The sequence below is a fragment of the Arthrobacter sp. Y3224055 genome (assembly GCF_059090825.1).
Genome location: NZ_JBNHGB010000005.1, coordinates 254,085 through 277,475 on the forward strand (window position 1 = coordinate 254,085; position 23,391 = coordinate 277,475).

The window sequence follows — 23,391 nt, forward strand, 5'->3', positions numbered from 1 at the left end:
CTGCCTCTATGGCGTCGCCGGGCGTATCACAATGGTGCCCATCACGGCGTTGGCGGTGGCGCTGTCAGCGGTAGCGGTCAGGCCACCGGCCCTGGTACCGGAAATCGGGCCGTTGCTGTCGGCGACCAGCCAACTCAGGTGTCCGGTGCCCGTCCCGGCGCCGGTCTGGCGGACCGTCACGCCCGCAGATGCCGTCCAGGACGTCGTCGAAGCGGTCTTATCCGCCCAGTACGAGAGCACCCAGTCACCGGCCGCGGCAGTCATCACCGGAGTGGTGTGGGTTGCCCTGCTCACGGTTTCCCGCTCGAACCCGAAGGACGCGGCACTGACCTGTGCCCCGCGGTAGGCCGAGACCGCCAGCGAACCACGCGCCCAGTCGGCCGTGCGTACCGTCACCGTCGCCCCGGCATCCTGCGCCGTGGCAACCTTCGAGTACAGCACCGAGCGCATGGACGTCGTCCCTACCTCCGCAGCCAGGGTCCACCCCGCCGGCGGCGTCAGGCCGACCGTGGCCGAGTTCGCCGAGAACGCCGCGACCAGCACGTCGCCGGCCGCTACCTGCGCCGGCAACTGGACGCTGTGGTTCATGGCCGAGCCGGTATTGGAGCTTGCCACCGAACCCACGAACGCAACCCTGGCAGAGGGAGGCGGCTGCGAGGAACCCGATACGGTCACCGTCCGGGTCACCGACGCGGTTGCACCGGCGGCATCCGTCACCGTCAGGGTCACCCCGTAACTGCCAGCCGCGGTGAAGGTGTGCGAGAACACCTCGCCCGTGGCCGAAGGTCCGCCCGCGACCCGCCAGGCATGAGATGCGATCGTACCGTCAGGATCGGATGACCCCGAGCCGTCGAAGACGCAGCTCAACCCGTTGCACTCCGCCGTGAACGACGCGACCGGCGCCTGGTTCTGCGGCGGAGCGGACGTGCTGGTTCGTGCGATCAGCGACCGGGCGGCCCAGTTGGCGCCGTCCAGGCCCGGGCCGCTGACCGCCGCGGTGGTGCCGGACACGCGGCCATCGCGCCCGGCGGGTTCGGTCCAGTTCACCGCATTGAGGTTGCCGTTGGCGGAGGCCCAGTACAGGGTGTTTCCGGCCAGGAACATGCCGCTCACATTGCGCCAGTCCACTCCGGCGGCCGCACCCGTGATGACGTGCTGCTGGGCGCCGATGGTGCCGGTGTCCAGCTCGAAATACCGCATGTACAGGTTGGGCTGGCCCTGGACCGTGTAGTACATCCGTCCGTTGGAGTAGAACAGGCCCGTCATGCCCTGCAGCTCCTGGCCCAGGTTGGCCAGCTTGTAGCTGGAGGTCTGCCGGCCGAATGAGGCCAGGTCGGTCCTGTCCAGGTTCCGCAGGTTGACCTGCTCGGCCGCGCCGATCTGCGTTCCGTTGAAGGACCGCTTTTCCATGGTCCCGTTGGCCATGGCCAGGTAGAGCGAACCGCCGGCCACGAAGCCGCCCCGGACATTGGCCCAGTCCACGTTGCCGGAGGGCACCCCGGTGACCGGAGTGGCCCTGCGGCCGTCGAAGTAGACCTGCTGGACAGCAGCGGCGGAACCCGATTTCAGGACATCCACGGGAAGCCTCGGCGCGCTGGCCGTAGCCGCCGCATAGCCGCCAGCCAGCGGGAAATGCGCGATCCTGGCCCGGTATTGGGAGTTCGCTATGCGATCGGTGTCGGACCCGACCCACAGGCCGGTGGCGGTGGCCAGCAGGTCGAAGACGCCACGACCGCGGTCCCGTCCGGGGTTCCACGCCAAGGCCATGCCGTTGGCGGAACTGATGACGCCAATGCCTTCGCGGACTTCCGCACCGGGTCCCGCCGCGTCACCCAGGAACGGGTTGTTCGTCCAGCGGTTGTGTCCGCCGAAGTAGATGTGCGCGCCTACATGCTCCAGGGCATAGATGCTGTCGCCGCCGACCCAGTTGACCCAGGTAGGGTCGAGCTGCTGGCCGGAGGCGGCGGTCTCCCAGCGCGCGATGCTGTCGCAGAGGCTGGGCGGACCGGAGCCATACCCGCCGAACGTCGAGACTGCCAGGTTTGACCCGTCCGGTGCGAAGTCCAGATCGTTCACGTAGTAAGCCCGCTGGAAATTGCAGCGGGCATCGTAGCGGTCGGTGTGCCAGTTTTGGTCCACCGTAGCAGTCGCACCGGCGAGATTGATTTTCGCGATCTGGTTTCGATCCGCCCCGTTGACGGTGGCGAAGTGCCCGGTGATGAACATGGTGTTCCCGTCCGGGGTGGTGTCGAACTTGTGCACGAAGACGTTGATCCCGGCGTCGCCGGTGCCTGTCGCGCCGCCGACGAATTCGAAGTTCACGGTGGGTCGCAGCGCGCCGGACGATGCATCCAGCTCCGCGAGCTTGCTGCGTTGTTGCCCGCCAATGCTGTCGAACTCACCCCCGATGAACAGCCGGTTGCCCACCAACTTCATGTCGTGCACGACCGAGTTGATCTGCCCCGGATTGAAACCGGTGACGCGGGCCCCGTTGCTCACCGAGAGCCTGGTGACCTTCTGCACGCTGACCCCGTTCAAGGTTCCAAACTGCCCGCCGACGTACACGGACTGCCCGTCCGCGGATGCCACCACGCTGCGGACCGTGCTGTTGAAGTCCGGTACGAACGAGTTGCTGATCGCGCCGGTGTTCTTGTTGAACGCGACGATGCGGTTGCGGACCAGTTCCGGGCCTCCCGTGCTCGCCTGCACCCGCGTGAACGAGCCGCCCAGGATGATCATGTCCCCCGCTTCCGCGATGGAGAACACGATGCCGTCGAGCACGTGCGGCGTGTAGTTGACCGGGTTCGCCCGCACCACCTGGGTGTGGGTGACGTCGGCGGCCACGGCCGCCCCGGGCGTCGCCAATCCCATGCCGGCGACCAGCAGTAGTCCCGTAAATATGGATAAGAGTCTTCGCATTGTTATTCCTGTTCTCCCCCGTTTCCGCTTTCGCGGCGGAATAGCTGCGGCCCCCTCATTCGGTATCCCGGACATGCAAATCGGGATCAAAGAAAAGACCCTAGGCTGCACCAATATTGCCGGGGATCAAACAAACGGGAAACACTCGGCGGGGGCCTGCGGCTACCAGTTCTTCTTCCGCACTACTCGAAATCCCCCTGTCCGCTACGGGTCGAATACCCGGTCTTTCCCACCCCGGTAACGGTGTGGGAAAGAGTCGGGTATTTGAAACCTTTTTCTTCCCACATGGAGGCCATACGATCGGGTCAGCTTCGTTCCCCGGCGCGTTCGCTCCGGGGTACGCCAGCCTCGTTCTTGAGGTTCATCTGGGGGGAAGAATGAAACGAACGATGGCCCGTGGCTGTGCCGCGCTCGGCCTGGTTGTGGCCTTATCCGCGTGCAGCGGTGGTGCCGATCCAGCGGCGGCCGACCTGCCCACTGTGGGCGGCAGGGCAAGCGGGACTCCGGCCAAGGCAACACAGCCCGGCAGCGGCAACAAGAAGGAGGCGACGGCGAAACCGTCGCCCTCGGCCACGGCAGATGCCGCCAAGAAAAAAACGCCTGACCCAGCCGCCAAGAAGGACAAGCCTGACGCTGCCGCCTCAAAGGATCCACTGGCTGAACTCGACCTTAACGACCACGGCAACCTGCCGGCGGAAGTCGGCGAGGCGGGAGTGCTCGGCGAACCAACCGGCAAGAAGTTCGCCGAGATGGAGGCCAGTGAAATCCAAGCCGATTTCACCTGCACGGCGGACACCGCCCTGCCGAGCATCAACGGGCAATTCGTTGCCATCCATTTCTCGGTGAAGGCCCACCCCGAGCTGCCGGAATCCGGCTGGCCCTATTTCGCCATGTCGGTGCACGACTTCCGTGCCTGGGACGGCGACGGCGAACAGGTGGTGGATCCAGTCGGCAACAGCGCGGGCTGCGTGCCCGAGGCCGATCTGCTGCCCAACCCGGTGAATCCCGGCGGTGACGCCGAGGGGCTGATCATCCTGGATGTCCCGGAGGGCAACGGCTCGGCTTCGTTCCGGATGGGCGGTTTCGAGGGCGCTTACGGCTGGGAATGGTCCTGGTAAATAACGGCACAGGGGGCATCTTGATGTTGGGGGCAAAAAATCGGGTGGCGCTGCATGCGTGGCCCTTCGTGCTGTTCTTTGCCGGTTTTCCCGTGTGGTGGCTCCTGGGATTCGGGGTGCTGGGTTTCCTGCTGATGGCAGCTCCCCTGGGCTATCACCTGCTGCGACGGCGCGCAGTGCTGCTCCCGCACGGTTTCGGGATCTGGTGGTTGTTCCTGGCGGTGGCTGCCATCGGCGTCGTCGTGCTCTGGATTCCCGTCCCCGGGCTGCTGCCCGAAGAAGGACCCGTGCGCCTCCTTCCGTGGGCCTACCGCATGGCGTGGTTTGTGGCGGTAACCATCGTCATGCTTTACATCGGCAACACCTCCGAGCGGGAACTTCCCCGCAGGCGCATCGTGCTGCTGATGGCATGGATGTTCGTCATCACCGTCCTCGGCGGATATGCCGGACAGTTCCTGTCGCGGCTGGACTTTCCGTCACTGCTGGAGGCGGTACTGCCGGCCCAGCTGGCCTCGAACGCGTTCCTGAACGGCCTGATTCACCCCGGTCTGGCCCAAGTGCAGGGCATTCTGGGATTCGACAACCCGCGGCCGAAGGCACCGTTCGAGTATGCGAATTCCTGGGGCGCAAACTTCGGCATGTTCCTGCCGTTCTTTATGCTCTCCTACGCCTACGTGCGGAATTGGTGGCAGCGAGCGCTCTGGGCCGCGGTATTGGTGGCTTCGGTGCCGCCGGTTGTCTTTTCGCTCAACCGCGCGCTGTGGCTCGGTCTCGCCGTCCTGGCCCTGGCGGCCGGCATACGGATGGCGGTGCGCGGCAAAGTGGTGGTTCTTATTGCGATGGCCGCCGCATTCGTGGCCGCCTTGATGGCGGTGCTGCTGACTCCTTTGGGCTACCTGGTGCAGGCACGCCTGGAAAATCCACACAGCAACCAGGGCCGGTTCAATCTGGCCAAGCGAAGCATCTCCACCATGCTGGAACATTCGCCCGTCATAGGCTTCGGCGCCCCGCGGACCCAACAGAACAACTTTTACTCCATCGCGGCCGGCGCAACCGCGGATTGCAGCCAGTGTTCGCCGCCGCAGCTGGGCACCCAAGGTGCGCTCTGGTACCTCATCTTTTGCACCGGGGTACTCGGTGCGTTCCTGTTCCTCTGGTTCATCTTCCGGAGGTATCTGCCCTCGCTGCGGACACGCGACCGGGACTCGGCCGCCATGCTCTACGTCTTCCTCTTTTTCCTCTGCGTGCTGCCGTTCTACGACACCATCGCCGCCCCGCTGATGACCCTGATGATCGGCATCGGCCTGCTGTGGCGGCGGGAACTGGAGCAGCAGCCTCCGCCCCACCACCCTTTGGCCACCCGCCGGAAGCAGCCAACGAAAGAGCCGGTTTCATGAAAACAATCCGCAACAGCCCGGCGCTGGAGGACCTGGTGTCCACCGTGGAGCAGTTGTTCCCGGATTCGAGCGTCAGCGCCGGCCCCGTCGGGCCCGGACGGCACGCCTTTCGCCTGGTGCCCGGCCCGCGACGGCCGCGCCTGCTGGTGCCGGCCCGCTCCAGGGCGGCGGCAGCAGACGCGGTAAACCGCCCCAGCGCCAATGACTCGTTCAGCCGTTCGGCGCAGCGGTGGCTGCTCGCCAAGCTGCTGGCGTCATCGGCCGGCGGGGCACTGATGCCCTACGGGCTGAACGTCACTCCCGGGTCCGGATCCATCAGCGACTACTTGGCCGACGTCGTCGGCGCCCCGGTGATGCTGTCCCTCTCCGTAGGCTCCGCGAGGGCGAACCGGAAACCGGTCTTGAACGTCCACACGGCAGACGGGCGGGAGATTGGATTCGCCAAGGTGGGACTCAACGGCTTGACGAACGCCCTCGTGGACCATGAGCACAGCGCGCTGCGCGCCTTGGCCAGTCACCGGTCGGCCTCTTTCGCAGTGCCCGAGGTGATTCACCACGGCAACTGGCGCGGCAACGCGGTCTTGCTGATGACCGCACTGCGCGCCGACAGGCGGCGGGTACAGAACGGGGTCCCGGTTGCGGCGGCGGCCGCTATCGCTGCAACCGGTACCATCGGATCCTGCCCCGCCGAGTCGGGCCCTTGGTTCACCGGGCTGCGGCGGGAGCTGACGACGCTGCACGGCACGAGCGAGAGCGTGCTGCCGGAGCTGGCCGATGCCTACGGCGAGCGCTTTGCGGGCCTGGACGTGCCCCTCGGAGCGTGGCACGGCGACTTCGGCGCCTGGAATCTGGCTGCCACCGCCGGAGCGCCCCTGGTCTGGGACTGGGAACGGTACGCTCACGACGTCCCGCTGGGCAGCGACGTCGTTCATTACCTGGCCCACCCGGTGTTGCGGGCGGTCGACCAGATGGCCGCCGCGCGCAGCTCTCTCGGCGTCGACTGCCGTCCGGCGCTGGCACAGGCAGTCGCCCGCAGCGCCGGGCCGGACCCCGCCCGCGACCCCGCGGTACTGGACGCGCTGGTACTGGGCTACCTGCTGACCATCACGGCCCGGTTCACTCTCGACAGCCTGACCCCTGACGGGGCTGCGGTCCGCCCGTTGGCACGCTGGCACCAGCGGGTGCTGGCGGACCGGCTGGAGCATCCCGCCCTCACCACCCTCGGCAAGAAATGAGAGATCGATGACCCTGACCGAACGGCTCAACGGTTCCGCCCGCGCTGCTGCACGTACCGCGGCCACGTCGGTGGGCCGGCTTAGCGCCGAATTCCGGATGCGTCCGTCATTCCTGATCGCCGGCGCCCAACGCTGCGCCACCACCAGCCTGTTCCGCATGTTGGCCCAGCACCCTGGCGTGCGCCCGCCGCTGCTCAACAAGGGCATTCACTTCTTCGACACCGCGGACCGGTTCCGGCGCGGGACGCGATTCTACGCCGGGCATTTTCCCCTGCGCCGCGCGCGTGGGCAGGAGATCACCGGCGAAGCCAGCCCGTACTACCTCTTCCACCCGCTGGCACCCGGACGGATTGCACAGGAGCTGGGACCGGTGAAAATTATCGTGCTGCTGCGCGACCCGGCCGAGCGGGCGTTCTCCGCTCACAAGCAGGAGTACGGCCGGGGATTCGAGACCCTTGGCTTCGCCGAAGCGCTGGCAGCCGAACCGGGGCGCCTGGCCGGTGAAGAAGAACGGATCGTCGCCGACCCGGGCTATCAGTCGTTCGCGCACCAGCATCACGCCTACCGTGCCCGTGGCCGGTACGCGGCACAACTGGAGCGCATGTTCGACGCCGTCGGGCGGGAGCACGTACTGGTGCTGGACGCCGACGACTTTTTCCAGCCGGGGCTGCCGCAGTGGGACAGATTGCTGGAGCACCTCGGGCTGCCGGATTGGCGCCCTCCCGCGGCCGTGCATTCCAATTCCCGTCCCAGCCGGCCGATGCCGGAGCGATTGCGCAGGCAGCTCCGCGACGATTTCGTTGACGACGACGAACGGCTCGCCCGGCTGCTGGGCGTCACTCCGAGCTGGCGCAGATAGCGGTGGCCGACATGAAGATTCAGGACCGACACCCGCACCGGCAGACACGGCTCCGGCCCCCGGACCGCGGACATGGACTGAGGTATCGCGGCCTGATGCGCGACAACTGGCGGACCGGCAGCGCCGTTATTGCCGCCATGCTGGCCGCCGGGCTGGGACTACATGTGGCCAAGGAACCCGAATACACCGCCCGCACCGACGTGGTGGTCGTGGCGGTCTCGGACCTGGCCCTCAGCGACGCCCTGGTCGTGGATGTTTCCATCGACTCCGCCGTCCAGTTGTTGCTCTCTGACCGGGTCTTGGGGCAGACTGCCCGCGGCTTGGACTACCCGGGAGGTACTGCCGGGCTGTTGGACGACGTCACAATCTTGCCCGTCGTCAACTCGCGGATCCTCCAGCTCTACGTCTCAGCGCCCGAGGCACGGACGGCGCACCGCGCCGTCGCCGCCCTGGCCGACAACTTTCTCGAGGTCCGCAGCGAATCGCTCGCGGCGACCACCCGGGACCGGGCGGAAACAATCGCCGCCCAGAAACGGGTCATCGAGCGCAGCATGCACGACCGGTCGAGCACGGCCCCTGCGAACACTGCCGTGGGAGTCAATACGCTCAGCCGCCAACACGCGCAGCTTGAGGCAGAACTGACGGCGCTAAGCGTCCACGACCCGGAACCCGGCTACATCTCCCGGCCGGCCGTGCTGCCCGACCGCAGCAAGCGCGCCGGGCTCCCCACCGCGATCGGGTCCAGCTTGGCGGCCGGGCTGGCCTTGGCCGCGGCCGTGGCTGCACGCAGCCAGCGCAGGCACGAACAAAGGTTTTCACACGAGGGAAGGACGTCATGAACACACCTACCGGGCTGGAGCTCGATGCAGCCGTCGACGTCGTCATAGCCACGCACAACCGGCCGGAACTGCTCCGCCAGGCGATCGGCAGCGTCATGACCCAGGATTATCCAGGCGCCATCCGTGTGACCGTGGTCCACGACCGGTGCGCTGAGGACCCGGCCCTGGCCAGAACCGAACCCCGTCGCCAAGTCCGGGTGATGTCAAACCGGCGCACTCCCGGCTTGGCCGGCACGCGCAACACCGGCCTGCTCGCCGCCGACGCACCGCTGGTGGCGTTTTGCGACGACGACGATGCCTGGCGTCCGGAGAAACTGAGGCGGCAGGTGCAGACCATGATCGACCGGGCCGCCACCGCCTGCGTCACGGGCATCGAAGTCCACTACGGAGAAAAGCGGTTGGTCCGCATCCCCAACGTCCGGGAGATCACGGCCGGGCAGCTCACCGGCAGCAGGTTGACCGGGGCGCACCCGTCGACCTATCTCCTGCTGCGCGAGCACCTGCTCGAGAGAGTCGGGTTGGTGGACGAGGATCTGCCCTACGGCTACGGCGAGGACTATGACTTGCTGCTGCGCGCAGCCCAGCACGGGAAAGTGGCAGTACTCGGGCAGGTGGGGGCCGACGTGCTGTGGCACCCCGACGGTTCGTACTTTTCCCGACGCTGGGACGCGATGGCAGACGGCCTGGAGTATCTGATGGCCAAGCATCCGGCGATCGCGGCAGACCGCCGCGGCCGGGCGTGGATGCAGGGCCAGAGGGCGTTCGCGTTGGCCGCCCAGGGGAACAGCAGGGAGGCCGTGCGCACGGCGGCCGGGTCGTTGGCCGGCAGCCTGCTGGAGCCGCGGGCCTACCTTGCGCTGGCGCTGGTGCTGAAGCTGGTCAAGGCGCCGGTGGTGGTCCGGGCACTCAACGCCCGCGGCCGCGGAATCTGAGTTTCGCTCCGCTGCGCGCCGCGGCATAGGCGGCGCGCAGCGGAGCGCTGAGCACGGCGGCGATCCGCCGGTCCCGCACCGGCATCTGCCGCCGCCAAGCCTCATCCAAACGGATGGGCAGCGCGCCTGTGCGGAACCGCATCGGGTTGCCGGCCACGGTGTGATGGGCAGCGAGTTGCACTTCCGCGGGGCTGATGTGTTCCATCGCCGCACCGGCGTTCACGCCGGCGAATCGGAGGACATCGTGGACTGTTTCGCGTGGCCTGGCCATGAAATCCTCATAGTGCACGGTCATGACCGGTACGCGCAGCAGGGTCAGGGCGTGGAAGAGGACTCCATACAGGGTCCAGCGGGTGACCGCGGCAGCGGTCGAGTACCGGGGCATCAGCGCCTCCGCGCCCGTGCTCTCGGGACGCCTCACAACTTTGGCCCATGAGTACGCCACCCCGCGCGGGTCCCGGACCACCAGCACGCATCGAAGCCGCACGTTGGCCGCACGAAGCAAGTATGCGTACGCGGGATGTTTGCTGGAGTCGATGATGAGACCGGCACCGCTGACCTGGGCAATCGCCCCGTACAGGGAGTCAAGCCGGTGCAGGAGGCGCTCCCGGGCCTTCCTGCGGCCCGGCAGCGGCAGCCCGGACGCCAGCTCCGGCAGGAAGCGGTTCCGCACGACCGCGAAGCGGTCCTGAATCGCCTGCACGGAATCCACCCGCGGCCAGCCGCCGTAAGCAGCCTCGCCAACCTGCTGCCAGAAACCGCACTGGCTGAACGGCAGGCCGCAACCACAGAGCTCGTCGTCGCGCAGCCCCCGTTCCCACAGATGAAGCACTTCGCCCACGCCGACGGCGTCGGGGCATTCTGCCAGGCAACGTTCCAACAGGGTGGACCCGCTGCGGCCGAATCCACCGAGCATCAGGACCGCCGGATGTTGCCGCCCTTGCAGCGCGCCGCCGTGCTCCCCCGGCGCGGTGAGTGGCGCCATGCGGCGCACGCCGCTGTCCTCCCGCTTTGCCGCATCCACCCGCGGCTTTACAGCCGGCCTAGCGCTTGACATGTTGATACCCATCACGACTCCCCCATGGCTGGAAGCCGTTCCCCGCGGCACGGCAATTGTGCCGGCCGTTCGCCCCCAGATTTGCCAATAATCACGGCGGCGTTGATTCCTGTCAAGGATTTCGGGGAAAGCATTGGCGCTATTGATGAAAGCGTTAATTTTTGCCCCAGCAGGCTATTCCACACGTTGTGGTTCTGTGCAAGACTGGGCACCACGCACCGCTTGGGGCATGAGGCGGGCGTTTTTGGGGAAAACTTTTGGGGGACGCCGGAGGCGGAAGCCGGCCGGCAAAAGTTGGGGGTTTAATCATGGACCATTCATCGGCGCGCCCAGCATTCTTTGGCCGTGCCATGCGCCGGCATTGGCTGTTGCTGCTGGCCGTGGTGCTGCTGGGGGTACTTGGCGCCGGAGCCTATGTTGCGGGCAGCGTGCCCAAGTATTCGTCGACCAGCGTTGTCTTCTTGGAACCGTTATCGGGCAATCCCTTCTCGCCGGCGACGCCGCCGACGCGAAACGAGCAGCTCGCCGCGTTAACCACCGAGGCCGGGCTGGTCCACACGCAGGCCGTGATCGGACTCGCCAGGGAATCTGTCGGAGATGCGCTCGGCGAAGATGCCGGGCAGCTCATCGCCACGGAGGTGCCGTCCAACTCCCAGGTAGTGCACATCACCTACACCGCTGATTCACCGGCCCAGGCCCAGTCCGTGGCCGGGGCGCTGGCCGAGGCCTACCTGCAGTACCGCAGCGACCGGGCCGCCGACGTACTGGAGGCCCGATCGGCGATGCACGATGAGCAGATCGCGTCCGCGACGCAGCTGCTGGACCAGGCCTCCGCCGCGCTGAACGAGGCGCGGGCCGCGGAAAAACCAGACCAGGCGGCCGTACTGGACCTCGAGCAGCAGGTCTCCCTGTACGCCAACCAGCTTGCGGAAATAAGGCTGGAGGCTTCGGACGCGCAGGCAGGATCCTTGGATCCCGGAGACATCATCGATCCGGCCAGCCTCCCCACCGTCCCTGACGGCGTGGACCCGCTGCTGATTGCCGGGGGGATAGTCCTTCTGGCCGTGGCAGTGGGCGTCGGGCTGGCCCTCTTGCGCGAGCATCTGCATCAGCGGATTCTTGACGGACCGGATCTTGTTGCCGCAGGAACAGCTCCGGTGCTCGGCACGGTGGAAGCGCTCGCGGCAGGGGGGAACGCGGAGACCGCCTTGGACGACTATCGCCGGCTGAGCAACGCGTTGCAGCGCGTGACGTTCCTGCCGAACAACACTGTCCTGCTTGCCGGTCTCTCGCAAGGAACGGCGGCACGGCAGGTGTCCGAAGGGCTGGCGCAGGCGTTCGAGGAAGCCGGTCTCCGCACCGTGGTGGTGATGGCGGACGGCACGGCGCCGCTTAATCGCAAGGCGTCCGCCCCCGGGCAGGACGGTGCAGCGGCCAGGGATGGCTTGAGCGAGCTTTTGAACGGCCAACGTCCGCCGTCGGAAGCCCGGACGCTCCTGGTTCCGGTTTCCGAGCACGTAGCGGTGCTGGAAACGGGGCGGGAGCCGCAACGCCTGTCGGCGCTGGTCCAGCACCGCGGCCTGGACACCGTGCTGGCCACCCTGCAGAACGCCTCGGATCTAGTGCTCGTTGTTGGACCTACCGCCGACTCGGCCACTGGCGGCTCGCTGATGCGCGCTTGCCGTGAGGCGGTGTTGGTCGCGGCACAGGGCCGGTCTACAGCCATGGAAGCGTCGGCGGCCCGCGAACTGCTGGGCAATGGTGGTGCCTCCATGCTTGGATCGGTGCTCCTCCGCCGGAGTTCCAGGCGGCGCAGGGCCACGCCGCCGCCGCCCGCGACCCAACGCCAGGAAGCGGCCAGCCTTGAACCGGTCCCGGTAGGGGGACCCGTCGATGGCGGGAGCACGGCGGACAGGCCAGGCTCAACGGGGGTCGACGAGCGCACCCGGCCGCTCTCCCGCAGCTGACCGGTGGCGTCTTCCGTGTCCGCCAAGGGTAGCGGGCGCGTCCGGCAGGATGACGACGACGGCCAAGCCGCAGTCCGCCGGATAGCACGCTCCGGCAGTGTGAACATCCTGGGGAGCGGGATCTCTGCCGGGGCAAACTTCGTGCTCATTGTCCTGGTCTCCCGGCTCTGGGACTTGGAGACTGCCGGTTCCCTGTTCGCCGTGACGTCGCTGTTTTTGATTGCCTTGGCACTGTGCCAACTCGGCGTGGACCAGGGACTCATCCGGTCCATCGCGTGGAACAACGCTCGGTCCGAGAGCAGGCACAACCGCCGGCTGGTTGTGGAAGGCCTGCTGGCCGCCCTGGCCGCCAGCCTGGTCGTGATGGCCGCAGGAATGCTGCTGGCCGGGCCGCTCGGACAGCTGCTCGGAGGCGCGCCGGCGACACGGGACGTGATCGTGGTCTTCGCCGCCGCGCTGCCCATTGGCGCAACGTACGAGCTTCTGCTGGCCGTCTCGCGGGGACTTGCGCACATGCGGCCGACGATCGTCGTCGAGCGTCTGCTGCGCCCCTGCCTGCAGCTTGCCTGCGTCCTGCTGGCAGGCTTATCAGGTGCCGACGCCGTAGGGCTGGCCCTGGCCTGGACGGCGCCCTACCTGCTGGGGCTGGTTCTCGCGGCCGCGGGGCTGCTGCGGATCCTGCGGACGAATCCGGGCTCGCTCACCGGCACCTCGCCGGCAGCCGTCATCGACTGTCCCAGCAGCGCCAACGCTGCGCGCGCCGCATTTTGGAAGTTCACGATCCCCCGCGGCTTGGCCCGGCTGGCGCAGGTCGGGCTGCAGCGGGCGGACATCGCGCTGGTCACGGTGCTCGCCGGGCCGTCGGCCGCCGCGCTGTACACCGCCGTCACGCGATTCCTGGTGGTGGGCCAGATGGCCACCAGCGCGATGCAACAGGTCAGCGAACCGCAACTTGCGCGGCTCCTCGCGCGCGGGCAGCCGGACCAGGCCAAGATGGTGGCACGGAAGATGACGCTGTGGGCGGTCATGCTGACCTGGCCGGTGTACCTCTTGATCGCTGCCTATTCCGAATGGCTCCTGGAACTGTTGTTCGGTTCGTCCTTCGCCCTCGCTGCCGGAAGCCTGCAACTGCTGGCCTGCGCCATGCTGATTGGCGCGGCCATGGGACCGCTGGACGTGTTGCTGTTGATGGCCGGACGCAGCAGCCTGTCGCTGATCAACGTCGCGCTGGCACTGGCCGCCGATGTGGTGCTCTGCCTGTTGCTGGTCCCGGTGCTTGGCATCTTCGGGGCGGCGGCAGCGTGGGCCTCGGCGATTGTGCTCAAAAACGTCTTGTGCCTGATCCAGGTGCACCGGACACTGCACATTGTGCCGACCTCGCGGGAAGTTGTGGCGATGGCCGCCTTCCTGTTGCTGGTCTTCGGTGCGGCGCCGTGGCTGGCCGCACATGTGCTGGTGTGGCCGCCGGCTGTCCAGGCGGCGGTGCCGGCGGCAGCCGCGGTGCTCTATGCGGCGGCGGTGTGGCGGCGCCGGGCGTCGCTGCTGCGCGGGACGCGGGCGCGGGAAGCTCCGGAGGCCGCCGCCGAACCGACAGGCACCCGAGAGGGCAGCCGGACGCACGCTGTCAGCCCGACTAATGCAACCACCCACCGGGTGTGAAGGCACACGCCGGAGGAGGATGCGGATGAGGCGTCGTGTGCTGCTTGTTGCATCAGTTGCCGCCGCGGTGTCCCTCCCCTCGTGCTCGCTGCCTTTCCCGCAGGCCGATGGGCGGGCGCAGCCGGCCTGCAACGTCCTGCTGGGCGTGGCCGCCAACCCGCTGCCGGGCCAGGACTGGGATGCCGCCCTGACCGATTTTGAGGCGGCGGCCGGACGGAACGTGGACGTGGTGCGCTATTACAAGCGAGGCCAGGAGAAATTGTTCCCCGATGAGATCGAACGCACACGCAGCAACGAATCGGGTCAAAACAGGATTCTTTTCTACAACTGGAAACCGGACGGGCTGACCTGGCGTCAGGTTGCCGACGGCGCCGCCGATCAGTATCTTAACCGGTTGGCCCGCCATCTGGCCGCGCATGCCAAGCAGCCGTTTTTCCTGTCGCTGAACGCGGAGATGGAAGACGAGGTCAACACGGAACCGGATTCCGGTCAGACTGCCGATGATTTCCGCCTGTTTTTTCGCCACGTCGTGTCGACACTGCGGTCCAACGGTGTGAACAACGTGGTGACGGTGATGAACTACACCGGTGCCGAAAAGTGGGCCATGAAAGACTGGTTCGGCGACCTGTACCCAGGTGACGACGTCGTTGATTGGATTGCGCAGGATCCCTATGCCTACCCCGAATCCGGCACCACGGACTTGGCGGGGCTCGTCAACCGCACGAGTGGCGGGGCTTGGCCCGGTTTCTATGATTGGGCTGTGGCAAACTACCCGGACAAGCCCCAGATGCTTGCCGAATGGGGTGTTGCGGCGGAACTTCCACCAGCCGGCGCCAAGGCGGACTTCTTCCAAACCGCCGCCGACGACCTCGCTGCACTGCCACAGTTGCGCGCGTTGGTGTATTGGAACCATTCCGGCCCTGACCAGGAAGACCATCTGGCGGTGGGTGACACCTCCATCGATTCGCGTCCGGAGGACTTGGCCGCTTTCCGCGAATTCATCGAAGACGGCGCACTGAATTCCCCTTCTGCATGCCGACTGGCGCACGAACAATGAGCCAGCGGGTGCGCCGCGCCGGCGAAAACAATGGGAAGCACCCGCATTCCAGAAAGAATTCTCCTGCGCGCGGGGCTGGGTCACTTATTCCAGTAGCAGCACGGAAAAATACTCTATTTCCCCGGCGGCAGGGCTGCCAGAATATCGTTTCATGGACATGACTATCGGCTTGGCCGCGTTCGGCATCGGCATCGTCGTCGGGCTGACCGGCATGGGCGGCGGCGCTTTGATGACACCGATGCTGGTGCTCTTCTTCAACGTCCCGCCGCTGACGGCCGTCTCCAGTGACCTCCTGGCCAGCGCAGTCATGAAACCGGTCGGATCGGCGGTTCACCTGCGCCGGAAGACCGTGAACCTGCAGCTGGTTAAGTGGTTGGCTATCGGGGCCGTGCCATCGGCTTTCTGCGGGGTCCTGATACTCAAGGCGCTCGGCGACGACGCCCGGGTCCAAGACGGAATCAAACTCGCCTTGGGCTGCGCCCTGATGCTCACCGCCCTGCTCTTGGTCGTCCGTGCCTACATCCGGTTGGTCGAACGAGCGAAGTCACGCGACGGGCTGGGCGCGAAGCTGCCGCTGGATAGACCGGAAGTAGCCGCCCGGATCCTGCCGACGGTGCTGCTCGGCGTCGTCGGCGGCATGATCGTCGGCCTGACATCCGTCGGGTCAGGTTCGATCATCATCATCGGTCTCATGATGATCTATCCGGGACTCAAGGCTTCCCAGCTGGTGGGCACGGATTTGGTGCAAGCCGTGCCGCTTGTCGTGGCCGCTGCCATCGGTCATATGCTGTTCGGGTCGCTGGACCTGGGAATTGCCCTGCCACTGATTCTGGGCAGTATTCCGGGCGTGTGGGTCGGAGCCCAGATGTCGTCCCGGCTCAGCGGTGGTTTCGTCAGGCGGGCGCTGGCCTTCGTCCTCCTGGCCTCCTCGCTGAAAATGCTGGGTGTCGACAACACCACGACGGGGATAATCCTGGTCGTGGTGTTGCTGGTGGCACCGCTGGTCTGGATGTACATCCGCCGGCGCCGGGGCTTCCCCGCCCTGGCCTGGACCGAGAAGCACGAACGGGTCCGCGCAGCGGCTGGCCAACCGGCGTCGGAGGTGGCGCAATGAGTGACTGGTCCGCTTCCTTGCACGAGCCGGTGTTCGCGCTGTGCGGCGCCAGGCTTGACGAGCTGGAGCTGCTCACGGGCGGCTTGTACGCGCCAGCGGACGGCTACTGCCGCCCGGGCGACAAACCGGACGGCTGGCCGCACGAGTTCACGCTGCCCGTGCCGCCCGATGTCGCCCGGCGAGGCGCCGCCCAAGGTGCCCTCCTCCTGTCTGATCCGGAAGGCACGCCGCTTGCCCGGCTCGCGGTTGCTGAACGCGGCAACCGCGGAGAGCCAGACAACCGGGAGGCGGCGGCAGGCACGGGCGGCAACGGTACCGTTTATGTGAGCGGCACCCTGGAGCCGTTACAACGGGCAGAACACCCGCCGGCGCGGAGACTTCGCCTGACCGCTCCCCTGTCGGAGGCGGACGGCCCGTGCCTTGTTGCAGCCTTCGCCGTACCGCCGGAGCCGGCACAGATCGCCGAGGCGGTGGCCGCCGCCTCCGGGGCCGGTTGGCGCCTGTTGCTGACCGCCGTCGTGAGCAGTTCCGCCTCCGCCACCCGGGACCTTGGGAGGCTGCTGGACGCCCTGGACCGCTGCGCCCATCGGGTTTCCGGCGCCTTGGTGCGTCTGCTGGTCATACCGGATGCCCAGGACCATTCCCTGCTGCGAAGCCATGCGCTGGAGCGGCTTGGCGCCGCGGCTGTCATGGATTTCACGGCGGCTGATGCGTCCGGCGCCTCCCCTTCGCCACCCGCCGCCCCGGCCGCCGGAGCGCGGCCGGAGGGCCTGGTCGTGCTGTTTACGGGGCTTTCTGGCTCCGGCAAGTCGACCTTGGCCCGCCGGTTCACGGAACGCTTGCAGGGTTTGGATGACCGCGAGGCCATCCTGCTGGACGGCGACGAAATGCGCCGCATGCTGTCGGCGGGGCTGGGCTTCTCGCCGGCCGATCGTGAGCTGAACGTCCGTCGAATCGGTTGGGTGGCGGCACAGATTTCACGGGCCGGGGGCATAGCGGTCTGCGCACCGATTGCACCCTTCGAAGCCACACGCCGGGAGGTTGCGGCGATGGCCCGGGAGACGGGCGGTTACCTTCTGGTGCACGTCTCGACCCCCTTGGAGGTCTGCGAGGCCCGCGATCGGAAGGGCTTGTACGCGAAGGCTAGGGCGGGCCTCATTCCAGACTTCACCGGCATCGGTTCACCCTACGAAACGCCGCAGGACGCCGATTACGTGGTCGACACTTCCCGGGTGGGCATCGAGGAGGCTGTCGCGGAGCTCCTCAGCCTGGTGAGAGCGGCGCAGAAGCCGCTTACTGCCGCGGCCAACCGCTAGGCGAGCCAGCGGAACCGGCTGTCCCTCACGTTCCAACCACCCTGCATAACAGCCCTGCCCGTGGCCTGGACCCACGGGCAGGGCTGTTATGCAGAGGCAGTATCAGGCCGTGGCGACGATCATTCCGGCCCCCACCGTCGCATTTGTAGCCTCGTCTATCAAGATGAAACCGCCGGTCTGCCTGTTCCTCCTGTACTCGTCGGCGAGCAACGGCGACGTGGTGCGCATCCTGATCCGGCCGATCTCGTTAAGGCTGAGCGAGTCCGGGTCGGGCCGGCGATGCAGGCTGTTGATGTCCAGCCCGTACTGCAGGTCCTTAACCAAGGCCCGCGCGCTGCGCGTGGTGTGTTTGACCGCAAGCTTCTGCCCCCGCTGCAGCGGCTTGTCGCTCATCCAGCACACCATCGCGTCGATGTCCTGGGCCACCATCGGCTTGTTGTTCGGCCTGCAGATCATGTCACCGCGGGAGATGTCCAAGTCGTCTTCGAGCCGCACGGTGACCGACATCGGAGCGAAGGCCTCGTCTACCGGTCCGTCCGGGGTATCGATGGCGGAGATCCGCGAAGGCAGGCCGCTGGGCAGGACGATCACCTCGTCGCCGACCTTCATGACGCCACCGGAGACTTGGCCGGCATAGCCGCGATAGTCGTGGTTGCGGTTCTGGTGCGGCCGGATCACGTACTGCACGGGAAAGCGCACGTCCACGAGGTTGCGGTCGCTCGCAATGTGCACGTTCTCAAGATGGTGCAGCAGCGACGGCCCCTCGTACCACGGCATGTTCTGGGACCGCGAGACCACGTTGTCGCCCTGCAGCGCGGACACCGGGATGATCGAAAGGTCGGTGATTTCCAGTTTGCTGGCAAATCCGCTGAACTCCTCGCGGATCTGATCAAACACGTCCTGCGACCAGTCGACCAGGTCCATCTTGTTGACGGCAAGCACCAGGTGCGGCACCTGCAGCAGCGACACGAGGAAGGCGTGGCGCCGGCTTTGTTCCACCAAGCCCTTCCGGGCGTCCACGAGGACGATCGCGACGTCCGCCGTGGAGGCACCGGTGACCATGTTGCGGGTGTACTGCAGATGGCCCGGGGTGTCGGCGATGATGAACTTGCGCTTCGGCGTCGCGAAATACCGGTACGCGACGTCGATGGTTATCCCTTGTTCCCGTTCGGCGCGCAGCCCATCGGTCAGCAGCGCCAGGTCTGTGTACTCGTCGCCCCGTTCCCGGCTGGTGCGTTCGATGGCTTCCATTTGGTCACTGAAGATCGATTTTGAGTCGTAGAGCAGGCGTCCGATCAGTGTGCTCTTGCCGTCGTCGACCGAACCCGCAGTGGCGAAACGCAACAGATCCATCAGAAATACCCCTCTTTCTTGCGGTCTTCCATGGCCGCTTCGCTTACTTGGTCGTCCCCACGGGTGGCGCCGCGCTCCGTGACGCGGGTCGCCGCCACCTCTGCGATGACGTCCCCGGCCGTCGTCGCCGTGGAACGGACGGCGGCGGTGAGGGTGGCGTCGCCGACGGTGCGGTACCGCACCGTTTCCCTGAAGGTGCGCTCGTTGCCTCGCGGCTGACAGAAGCGATGCACCCCGAAGAGCATGCCGTTGCGTTCGAAGACTTCCCGCTCGTGGGCGTAGTAGATCGACGGAACTGCGATCTGCTCGTGCGCGATGTAGCTCCAAATATCGAGTTCGGTCCAATTCGAAATCGGGAACACGCGGATGCTCTCGCCCAGGTGGATTCGGGGGTTGTACAGGCCCCACAATTCCGGACGCTGGTTCTTGGGATCCCACTGGCCGAACTCGTCACGGAATGAAAAAACCCGTTCCTTGGCCCGGGCCTTTTCCTCGTCACGGCGCGCCCCGCCCATGAGGGCGTTGAAGCCGTATTTTTCGGCAGTCTCCAGCAGCACCGCGGTCTGGATGCGGTTGCGGGACCCGTTGGGTTCCTCCTGCACCAGCCCGCGGTCGATGGCATCCTGCACCGAGCCGACCACCAGGTTCACCCCGAGTTCTTTGACCAAGGAGTCGCGGAACTGCAAGACCTCGTCGAAATTGTGGCCGGTATCGACGTGTACCACCGGAAACGGTATCGGCGCAGGTGCGAAGGCCCTCGCCGCGAGATGCAGCATGACGATCGAGTCCTTGCCGCCGGAGAACATGAGCGCCGGTTTCTCCAGTTCGGCGGCGACTTCGCGGATGATGTAAATCGCCTCCGACTCGAGAAGTTTAAGGTGGCTCACGTGATAGCGCGGTCCACTGGTTGTTTCATTCATTTCTTTCTTCCCCCTTTGTTTGTGCCAGCCAGCACGTAACGGCCTATTCCCGCGGCAACCGGCTGAGCCGCTGCAACAGGTCGCCTGCCAGTTCCTGCCGGCAGACCAGCAAATCGGGCAAGTACGCACTCGGTTGGTTGTAGACCAGTGGCGAACCGTCCAGCCTGCTGGCATGCAGGCCACGGCTGCGGGCCACGGCGACCGGAGCCGCTGAATCCCATTCGTACTGGCCGCCGCTGTGCAGGTAGGCATCCACCTCGCCGCGGATCACAGCGGCGATCTTGTAGCCGGCAGAGCCCATCGGCAGGACTGCCGCGCCCGTTTCCTCGGCCAGCGCGCCAATGACGGCGGGAGGCCTGGTCCGCGATACCGCGATCCGCAACCGGCGGCCCGGCGGGAAGCGGGACGGTTGCAACCGGACCGCGGGGTCGGCTGTATCCAGGGTCGTGGAAAGTCCCGGCAGCGCGACGGCCCCAGCCCGCAGGCTGCCCCTGCACCACAGCGCCACGTGGACCGCCCAATCCCGGCGCCCTTCGGAGAATTCACGGGTGCCGTCCAGCGGGTCGATAATCCAGACCCGTTCGGCCCCTGGGCGCGCCGGATCATCCTCGCCCTCTTCCGACAACACCAGGTCCTGCGGCCGAGACCACCGCAGCGCTGCGGCCAGCAGTTCATGCGAGCGCGCATCACCTTCTGTTTTCAGCCGGTCGGCTGTCCATCCCGCGACCGCGGCGTCCCACTGCAACTGCCGCAGCATGGCCCCGGCCCTGCCGGCGAGCTCCGGCGCCAGCGCGGTGTCCGGGACGTACCGTCCCAAGTCCAGGCGGTTGACCGCCTGTATATCCGCCCCCATCAACTTCCCCTTTCCCTGCTCAATCCCCTTGTTGCTGCCTGTACCGGGCGCCCGTCGCGTGAACGGCTGACCCTCAATAGGCGCCGGTTGGATTCACCATCACCTTCAACGTGCGCCACATGATCATGAGGTCCCCGGTCAGCGACCAGTTCTCCACGTAGTAGAGGTCGAGCCTCACGCTTTCGTCCCAACTCAGGTCGGACCGCCCATTGATTTGCCACAGTCCGGTCAGCCCCGGCTTGATGTACAATCGGCGGCCCACGTGCCCCTCGTAGCCGGCCACTTCCGAGGGCAGCGGCGGCCGGGGCCCGACCAGGGACATTTCACCCCGCAGGACATTGAAGAACTGCGGGAGTTCGTCCAGCGAGTACTTGCGCATCCAGGCGCCCACCCTGGTGACACGAGGGTCGGCCCGCAGCTTGAACAGCGGACCGCTGCCTTCGTTCATAGCCTTGAGGGCCTCAAGTTCGGCCTCAGCGTTGGCGGTCATGGACCGGAACTTGAACATCTCAAACGTCTGTCCGTTGCGGCACACCCGGCGTTGCTTGAAAATGACCTTGCCGGGCGAGTCCCAGCGGATCAGGCCGGCGAAGACGGCGAAGGCCGGCAGCAGGGCAAGCAGGGCGGCAGCGGAGACGACGACGTCGACGAACCGCTTGAGCAAGTACCGGTAACCGGAGAACTGCGGCCTTTCGACATGCATCAGCGGCAAGCCCTCCACCGGACGCATCTGGATCCTGGGACCTGCAACGTTGGTCAGCGATAGCGCGACCACCAGCTCGGTGGCGCTCTCCTCCAGCCGCCAGCCGAGTTCCCGGAGGTAACCGCTGCGCTGCCCCACCTGTCCCGCAACGATGACGGCGTCTGCGCCAAGGATGTCCACGGCCCGCTCAACGTCGTCCAGCCCGGCCACCACGGGGACCTGCCGTGCGGCGAGGGCGTCGCTGTCGGCCGGGACGCCATCCAGCGCTGCCCCCACCACTTGGTACACGGCGCCGGATTTCTTGGCGATCTGGTCTATCACGTAAACGACGTCTTCATAGGCACCGAGGACGACGACCTTCGAGAGGTAGTGTCCGTTCTCCCGCTGCTTCGTCAGCCACCGCCGCCAGCCCCAGCGTCCCGCCAGCAGCGCGACGATGCCGACCGGCACTCCCGCCACGAATGGAGGTGCCAACTCCTCCGCCTGCAGGGCCAAGAGGACGACGGCGAGCATCCCGTAGGCACCGGAGCTTGCCCTGATCACCTTCTTGTACTCGGCGGCCCCGACACCGATCACCCGCAGGTCCCGGGTCCTCCCGACCGCGAGGGCGCAGGCCATGACAGCGCCGGTGACCAGCGCAAGGGCCGCACCGGCCCCGGTTACCCGATCACCAACGAGCAGCAGTGCCACAGCTACCGAGAGCACGAGGATGGCAGTGTCCGTAGCGAGCAATTTGGCCTGGTAGCGGCGGGCCCACGGCTTGGACGTGCGGCCGCGCGCTCCCGGACGTGGAACAGCGGGTTTCAGGAGCGTCGGTATGGAAAGTTTCGGCGCAGCCGGCGTCTCGAACCCGAACGTTTCCGCGGCGACACCCACCAGCGGGGCGACCGTGCGTTGCAGGTAGCTGTCCGTGGACACCTGGGCATCATGCATGGCTAGCGCTTCCCTTCAAGAACCGGAAAGTCCGGCGTAGTGATCGTCGACCTGTGCGAAAAGACCCGGCGGCTGGCATTCGCTGCGCCGGCGGCCTCGGAGACATGCGAGGTCTTCGCCGCCTTCATGGCGTCTTAAGCAGGGCTGCCGCGGCAGCCAGTCGCTCGAAAGCCGAGCGGCCGACGCTTCCCGGCGCGCTCCGGCTGGACGTTAACTCCTGCGATCCCCCGCCAACAGAAAGTTGATTGGGTGCCTGTTGGTCTGCAGAGCCGGCTACGGGCCGTGCCGGCACGCCTGCCCAGCATTCTTCCGGCGGCACGTGTCCCAGGACGGCCGAGCCCATGCCCACCGTCGCGTCCCGGCCGATGCCAACACCGGAGGCGACGCTGCAACACATCTGTAGCCAAGCTCCACGCCCCACCTGCACGTGGTCGGCAAGGGCCGCCCCTGCGCCCACGGTGGCAAATGCGGATACTGCCACATCGTGCGACAGTGACACCCGCGGCATGATGACGACGTGTTCCCCCAGGGTTACTCCCGCGGCCAGGACACTTTCCGCCAGGACAAGGCTGCCGGCACCGACCCGGACACTTGCCGAAAGCGGTGCGCGGAGGCCGACGAATGTCGCGTAGCGTTCCGGCCCGGCTCCGTACTCTGCCAACCGGTCCACCAACTGCCGGCGGATGGCCGGGGATTCGTGGCACACCAAGAGCCTGCAATCCGGGTACCGGTAAACCGCCTCGACGGGCCCAAGGACTTGCACACCATCTACGTAACGTCCATGGACATCCGGGTCCTCATCGAGCACGCCGACTACGTCCCACCCACCTGCAGTGCGCATCGCTGCCAAAACTTCCCTGGCCAGTCCCCCTGCCCCCAGCAGCAGCACACGAGTTACAAAATCCCCCATTGCACATCTCCCCCCAGAAATGCACTTCCCGCTATTGTCCGGCAGCGGATGCCGCAGCCGTCCTTTATACATGTACGGGTTACTTGCCCCCAGCGATCCGTAGACTCCCTGCGTCCTTGCAGGACCGGTGTTTTCCGTACCCTCAGAAGCCTACGGGGGCGCGCCGGAGTGCGTGCGCGTACCGGCTACTGGACTGTCCGGCGCGCTACTCAGGTTTCTACTTCCAATTTTTCGGCGCAGGGGGCACCAG

18 protein-coding genes are annotated in these 23,391 nt (G+C 66.6%); 11 read left to right on the top strand and 7 right to left on the bottom strand.

Annotated features, from left to right (window positions below; translation table 11 throughout):
* Positions 1-6: 6 nt before the first annotated feature.
* The gene (locus tag AC5RTY_RS13590) at positions 7-2,919 is read right to left on the bottom strand and encodes a PKD domain-containing protein (RefSeq protein WP_494139671.1); all 2,913 of its coding nucleotides are present in this window, start codon (positions 2,917-2,919) and stop codon (positions 7-9) included.
* A 245-nt stretch (positions 2,920-3,164) separates the two neighbouring features.
* Between AC5RTY_RS13590 and AC5RTY_RS13595 the strand changes: the two genes are divergently transcribed.
* From AC5RTY_RS13595 to AC5RTY_RS13620, 6 genes are all read left to right on the top strand, one after another.
* Entirely contained in the window at positions 3,165-4,037 is an 873-nt protein-coding gene (locus tag AC5RTY_RS13595) for a hypothetical protein (RefSeq protein ID WP_494023700.1), read from the top strand.
* 44 nt (positions 4,038-4,081) lie between these two features.
* Complete coding sequence (locus AC5RTY_RS13600) at positions 4,082-5,434, top strand: O-antigen ligase family protein (protein WP_494001385.1); 1,353 nt, start codon at positions 4,082-4,084, stop codon at positions 5,432-5,434.
* On the top strand, positions 5,431-6,669 hold the full coding sequence (locus AC5RTY_RS13605; RefSeq protein WP_494023699.1) for a hypothetical protein: 1,239 nt from the start codon (positions 5,431-5,433) through the stop codon (positions 6,667-6,669). The genes AC5RTY_RS13600 and AC5RTY_RS13605 overlap by 4 nt, the downstream gene beginning before the upstream one ends.
* Positions 6,670-6,676: 7 nt before the next feature.
* Positions 6,677-7,528, top strand: a complete 852-nt coding sequence (locus tag AC5RTY_RS13610; RefSeq protein ID WP_494023698.1) for a sulfotransferase — start codon at positions 6,677-6,679, stop codon at positions 7,526-7,528.
* A 95-nt stretch (positions 7,529-7,623) separates the two neighbouring features.
* On the top strand, positions 7,624-8,367 hold the full coding sequence (locus AC5RTY_RS13615; protein WP_494023697.1) for a hypothetical protein: 744 nt from the start codon (positions 7,624-7,626) through the stop codon (positions 8,365-8,367).
* The gene (locus AC5RTY_RS13620) at positions 8,364-9,299 is read left to right on the top strand and encodes a glycosyltransferase family 2 protein (RefSeq protein WP_494023696.1); all 936 of its coding nucleotides are present in this window, start codon (positions 8,364-8,366) and stop codon (positions 9,297-9,299) included. The genes AC5RTY_RS13615 and AC5RTY_RS13620 overlap by 4 nt, the downstream gene beginning before the upstream one ends.
* On the opposite strand, the gene AC5RTY_RS13625 is transcribed toward AC5RTY_RS13620, so the two are convergent.
* On the bottom strand, positions 9,274-10,284 hold the full coding sequence (locus AC5RTY_RS13625; protein ID WP_494001390.1) for a sulfotransferase domain-containing protein: 1,011 nt from the start codon (positions 10,282-10,284) through the stop codon (positions 9,274-9,276). The genes AC5RTY_RS13620 and AC5RTY_RS13625 overlap by 26 nt on opposite strands.
* Before the next feature lie 380 nt (positions 10,285-10,664).
* On the opposite strand from AC5RTY_RS13625, the gene AC5RTY_RS13630 reads away from it, so the two are divergent.
* From AC5RTY_RS13630 to cysC, 5 genes are all read left to right on the top strand, one after another.
* On the top strand, positions 10,665-12,323 hold the full coding sequence (locus tag AC5RTY_RS13630; protein ID WP_494023694.1) for a P-loop NTPase family protein: 1,659 nt from the start codon (positions 10,665-10,667) through the stop codon (positions 12,321-12,323).
* Between the two features lie 15 nt (positions 12,324-12,338).
* On the top strand, positions 12,339-13,982 hold the full coding sequence (locus AC5RTY_RS13635; protein WP_494139672.1) for a lipopolysaccharide biosynthesis protein: 1,644 nt from the start codon (positions 12,339-12,341) through the stop codon (positions 13,980-13,982).
* A gap of 37 nt (positions 13,983-14,019) precedes the next feature.
* Complete coding sequence (locus AC5RTY_RS13640) at positions 14,020-15,039, top strand: glycoside hydrolase family 26 protein (protein ID WP_494023692.1); 1,020 nt, start codon at positions 14,020-14,022, stop codon at positions 15,037-15,039.
* Positions 15,040-15,190: 151 nt separating this feature from the next.
* Positions 15,191-16,153 (top strand): sulfite exporter TauE/SafE family protein, encoded by a 963-nt coding sequence (locus tag AC5RTY_RS13645; RefSeq protein WP_494023691.1) that lies wholly within the window; start codon positions 15,191-15,193, stop codon positions 16,151-16,153.
* Positions 16,150-17,469 carry an adenylyl-sulfate kinase gene (cysC, locus tag AC5RTY_RS13650; protein WP_494014318.1) on the top strand — a complete coding sequence of 440 codons (1,320 nt, stop codon included), beginning with the start codon at positions 16,150-16,152 and terminating at the stop codon, positions 17,467-17,469. The genes AC5RTY_RS13645 and cysC overlap by 4 nt, the downstream gene beginning before the upstream one ends.
* A 102-nt stretch (positions 17,470-17,571) precedes the next feature.
* On the opposite strand, the gene cysN is transcribed toward cysC, so the two are convergent.
* The 5 genes from cysN to AC5RTY_RS13675 all read right to left on the bottom strand — a co-directional run bounded on the left by cysN (position 17,572) and on the right by AC5RTY_RS13675 (position 23,213).
* Positions 17,572-18,822 (bottom strand): sulfate adenylyltransferase subunit CysN, encoded by a 1,251-nt coding sequence (gene cysN / locus AC5RTY_RS13655; RefSeq protein WP_494001396.1) that lies wholly within the window; start codon positions 18,820-18,822, stop codon positions 17,572-17,574.
* Complete coding sequence (gene cysD, locus AC5RTY_RS13660) at positions 18,822-19,742, bottom strand: sulfate adenylyltransferase subunit CysD (protein WP_494014319.1); 921 nt, start codon at positions 19,740-19,742, stop codon at positions 18,822-18,824. The genes cysN and cysD overlap by 1 nt, the downstream gene beginning before the upstream one ends.
* 43 nt (positions 19,743-19,785) lie before the next feature.
* Entirely contained in the window at positions 19,786-20,595 is an 810-nt protein-coding gene (locus AC5RTY_RS13665) for a 3'(2'),5'-bisphosphate nucleotidase CysQ (protein ID WP_494023690.1), read from the bottom strand.
* Between the two features lie 73 nt (positions 20,596-20,668).
* On the bottom strand, positions 20,669-22,231 hold the full coding sequence (locus tag AC5RTY_RS13670) for a sugar transferase (protein WP_494073618.1): 1,563 nt from the start codon (positions 22,229-22,231) through the stop codon (positions 20,669-20,671).
* Positions 22,232-22,355: 124 nt separating this feature from the next.
* On the bottom strand, positions 22,356-23,213 hold the full coding sequence (locus AC5RTY_RS13675; RefSeq protein WP_494139673.1) for a PglD-related sugar-binding protein: 858 nt from the start codon (positions 23,211-23,213) through the stop codon (positions 22,356-22,358).
* Between the last annotated feature and the right edge of the window lie 178 nt (positions 23,214-23,391).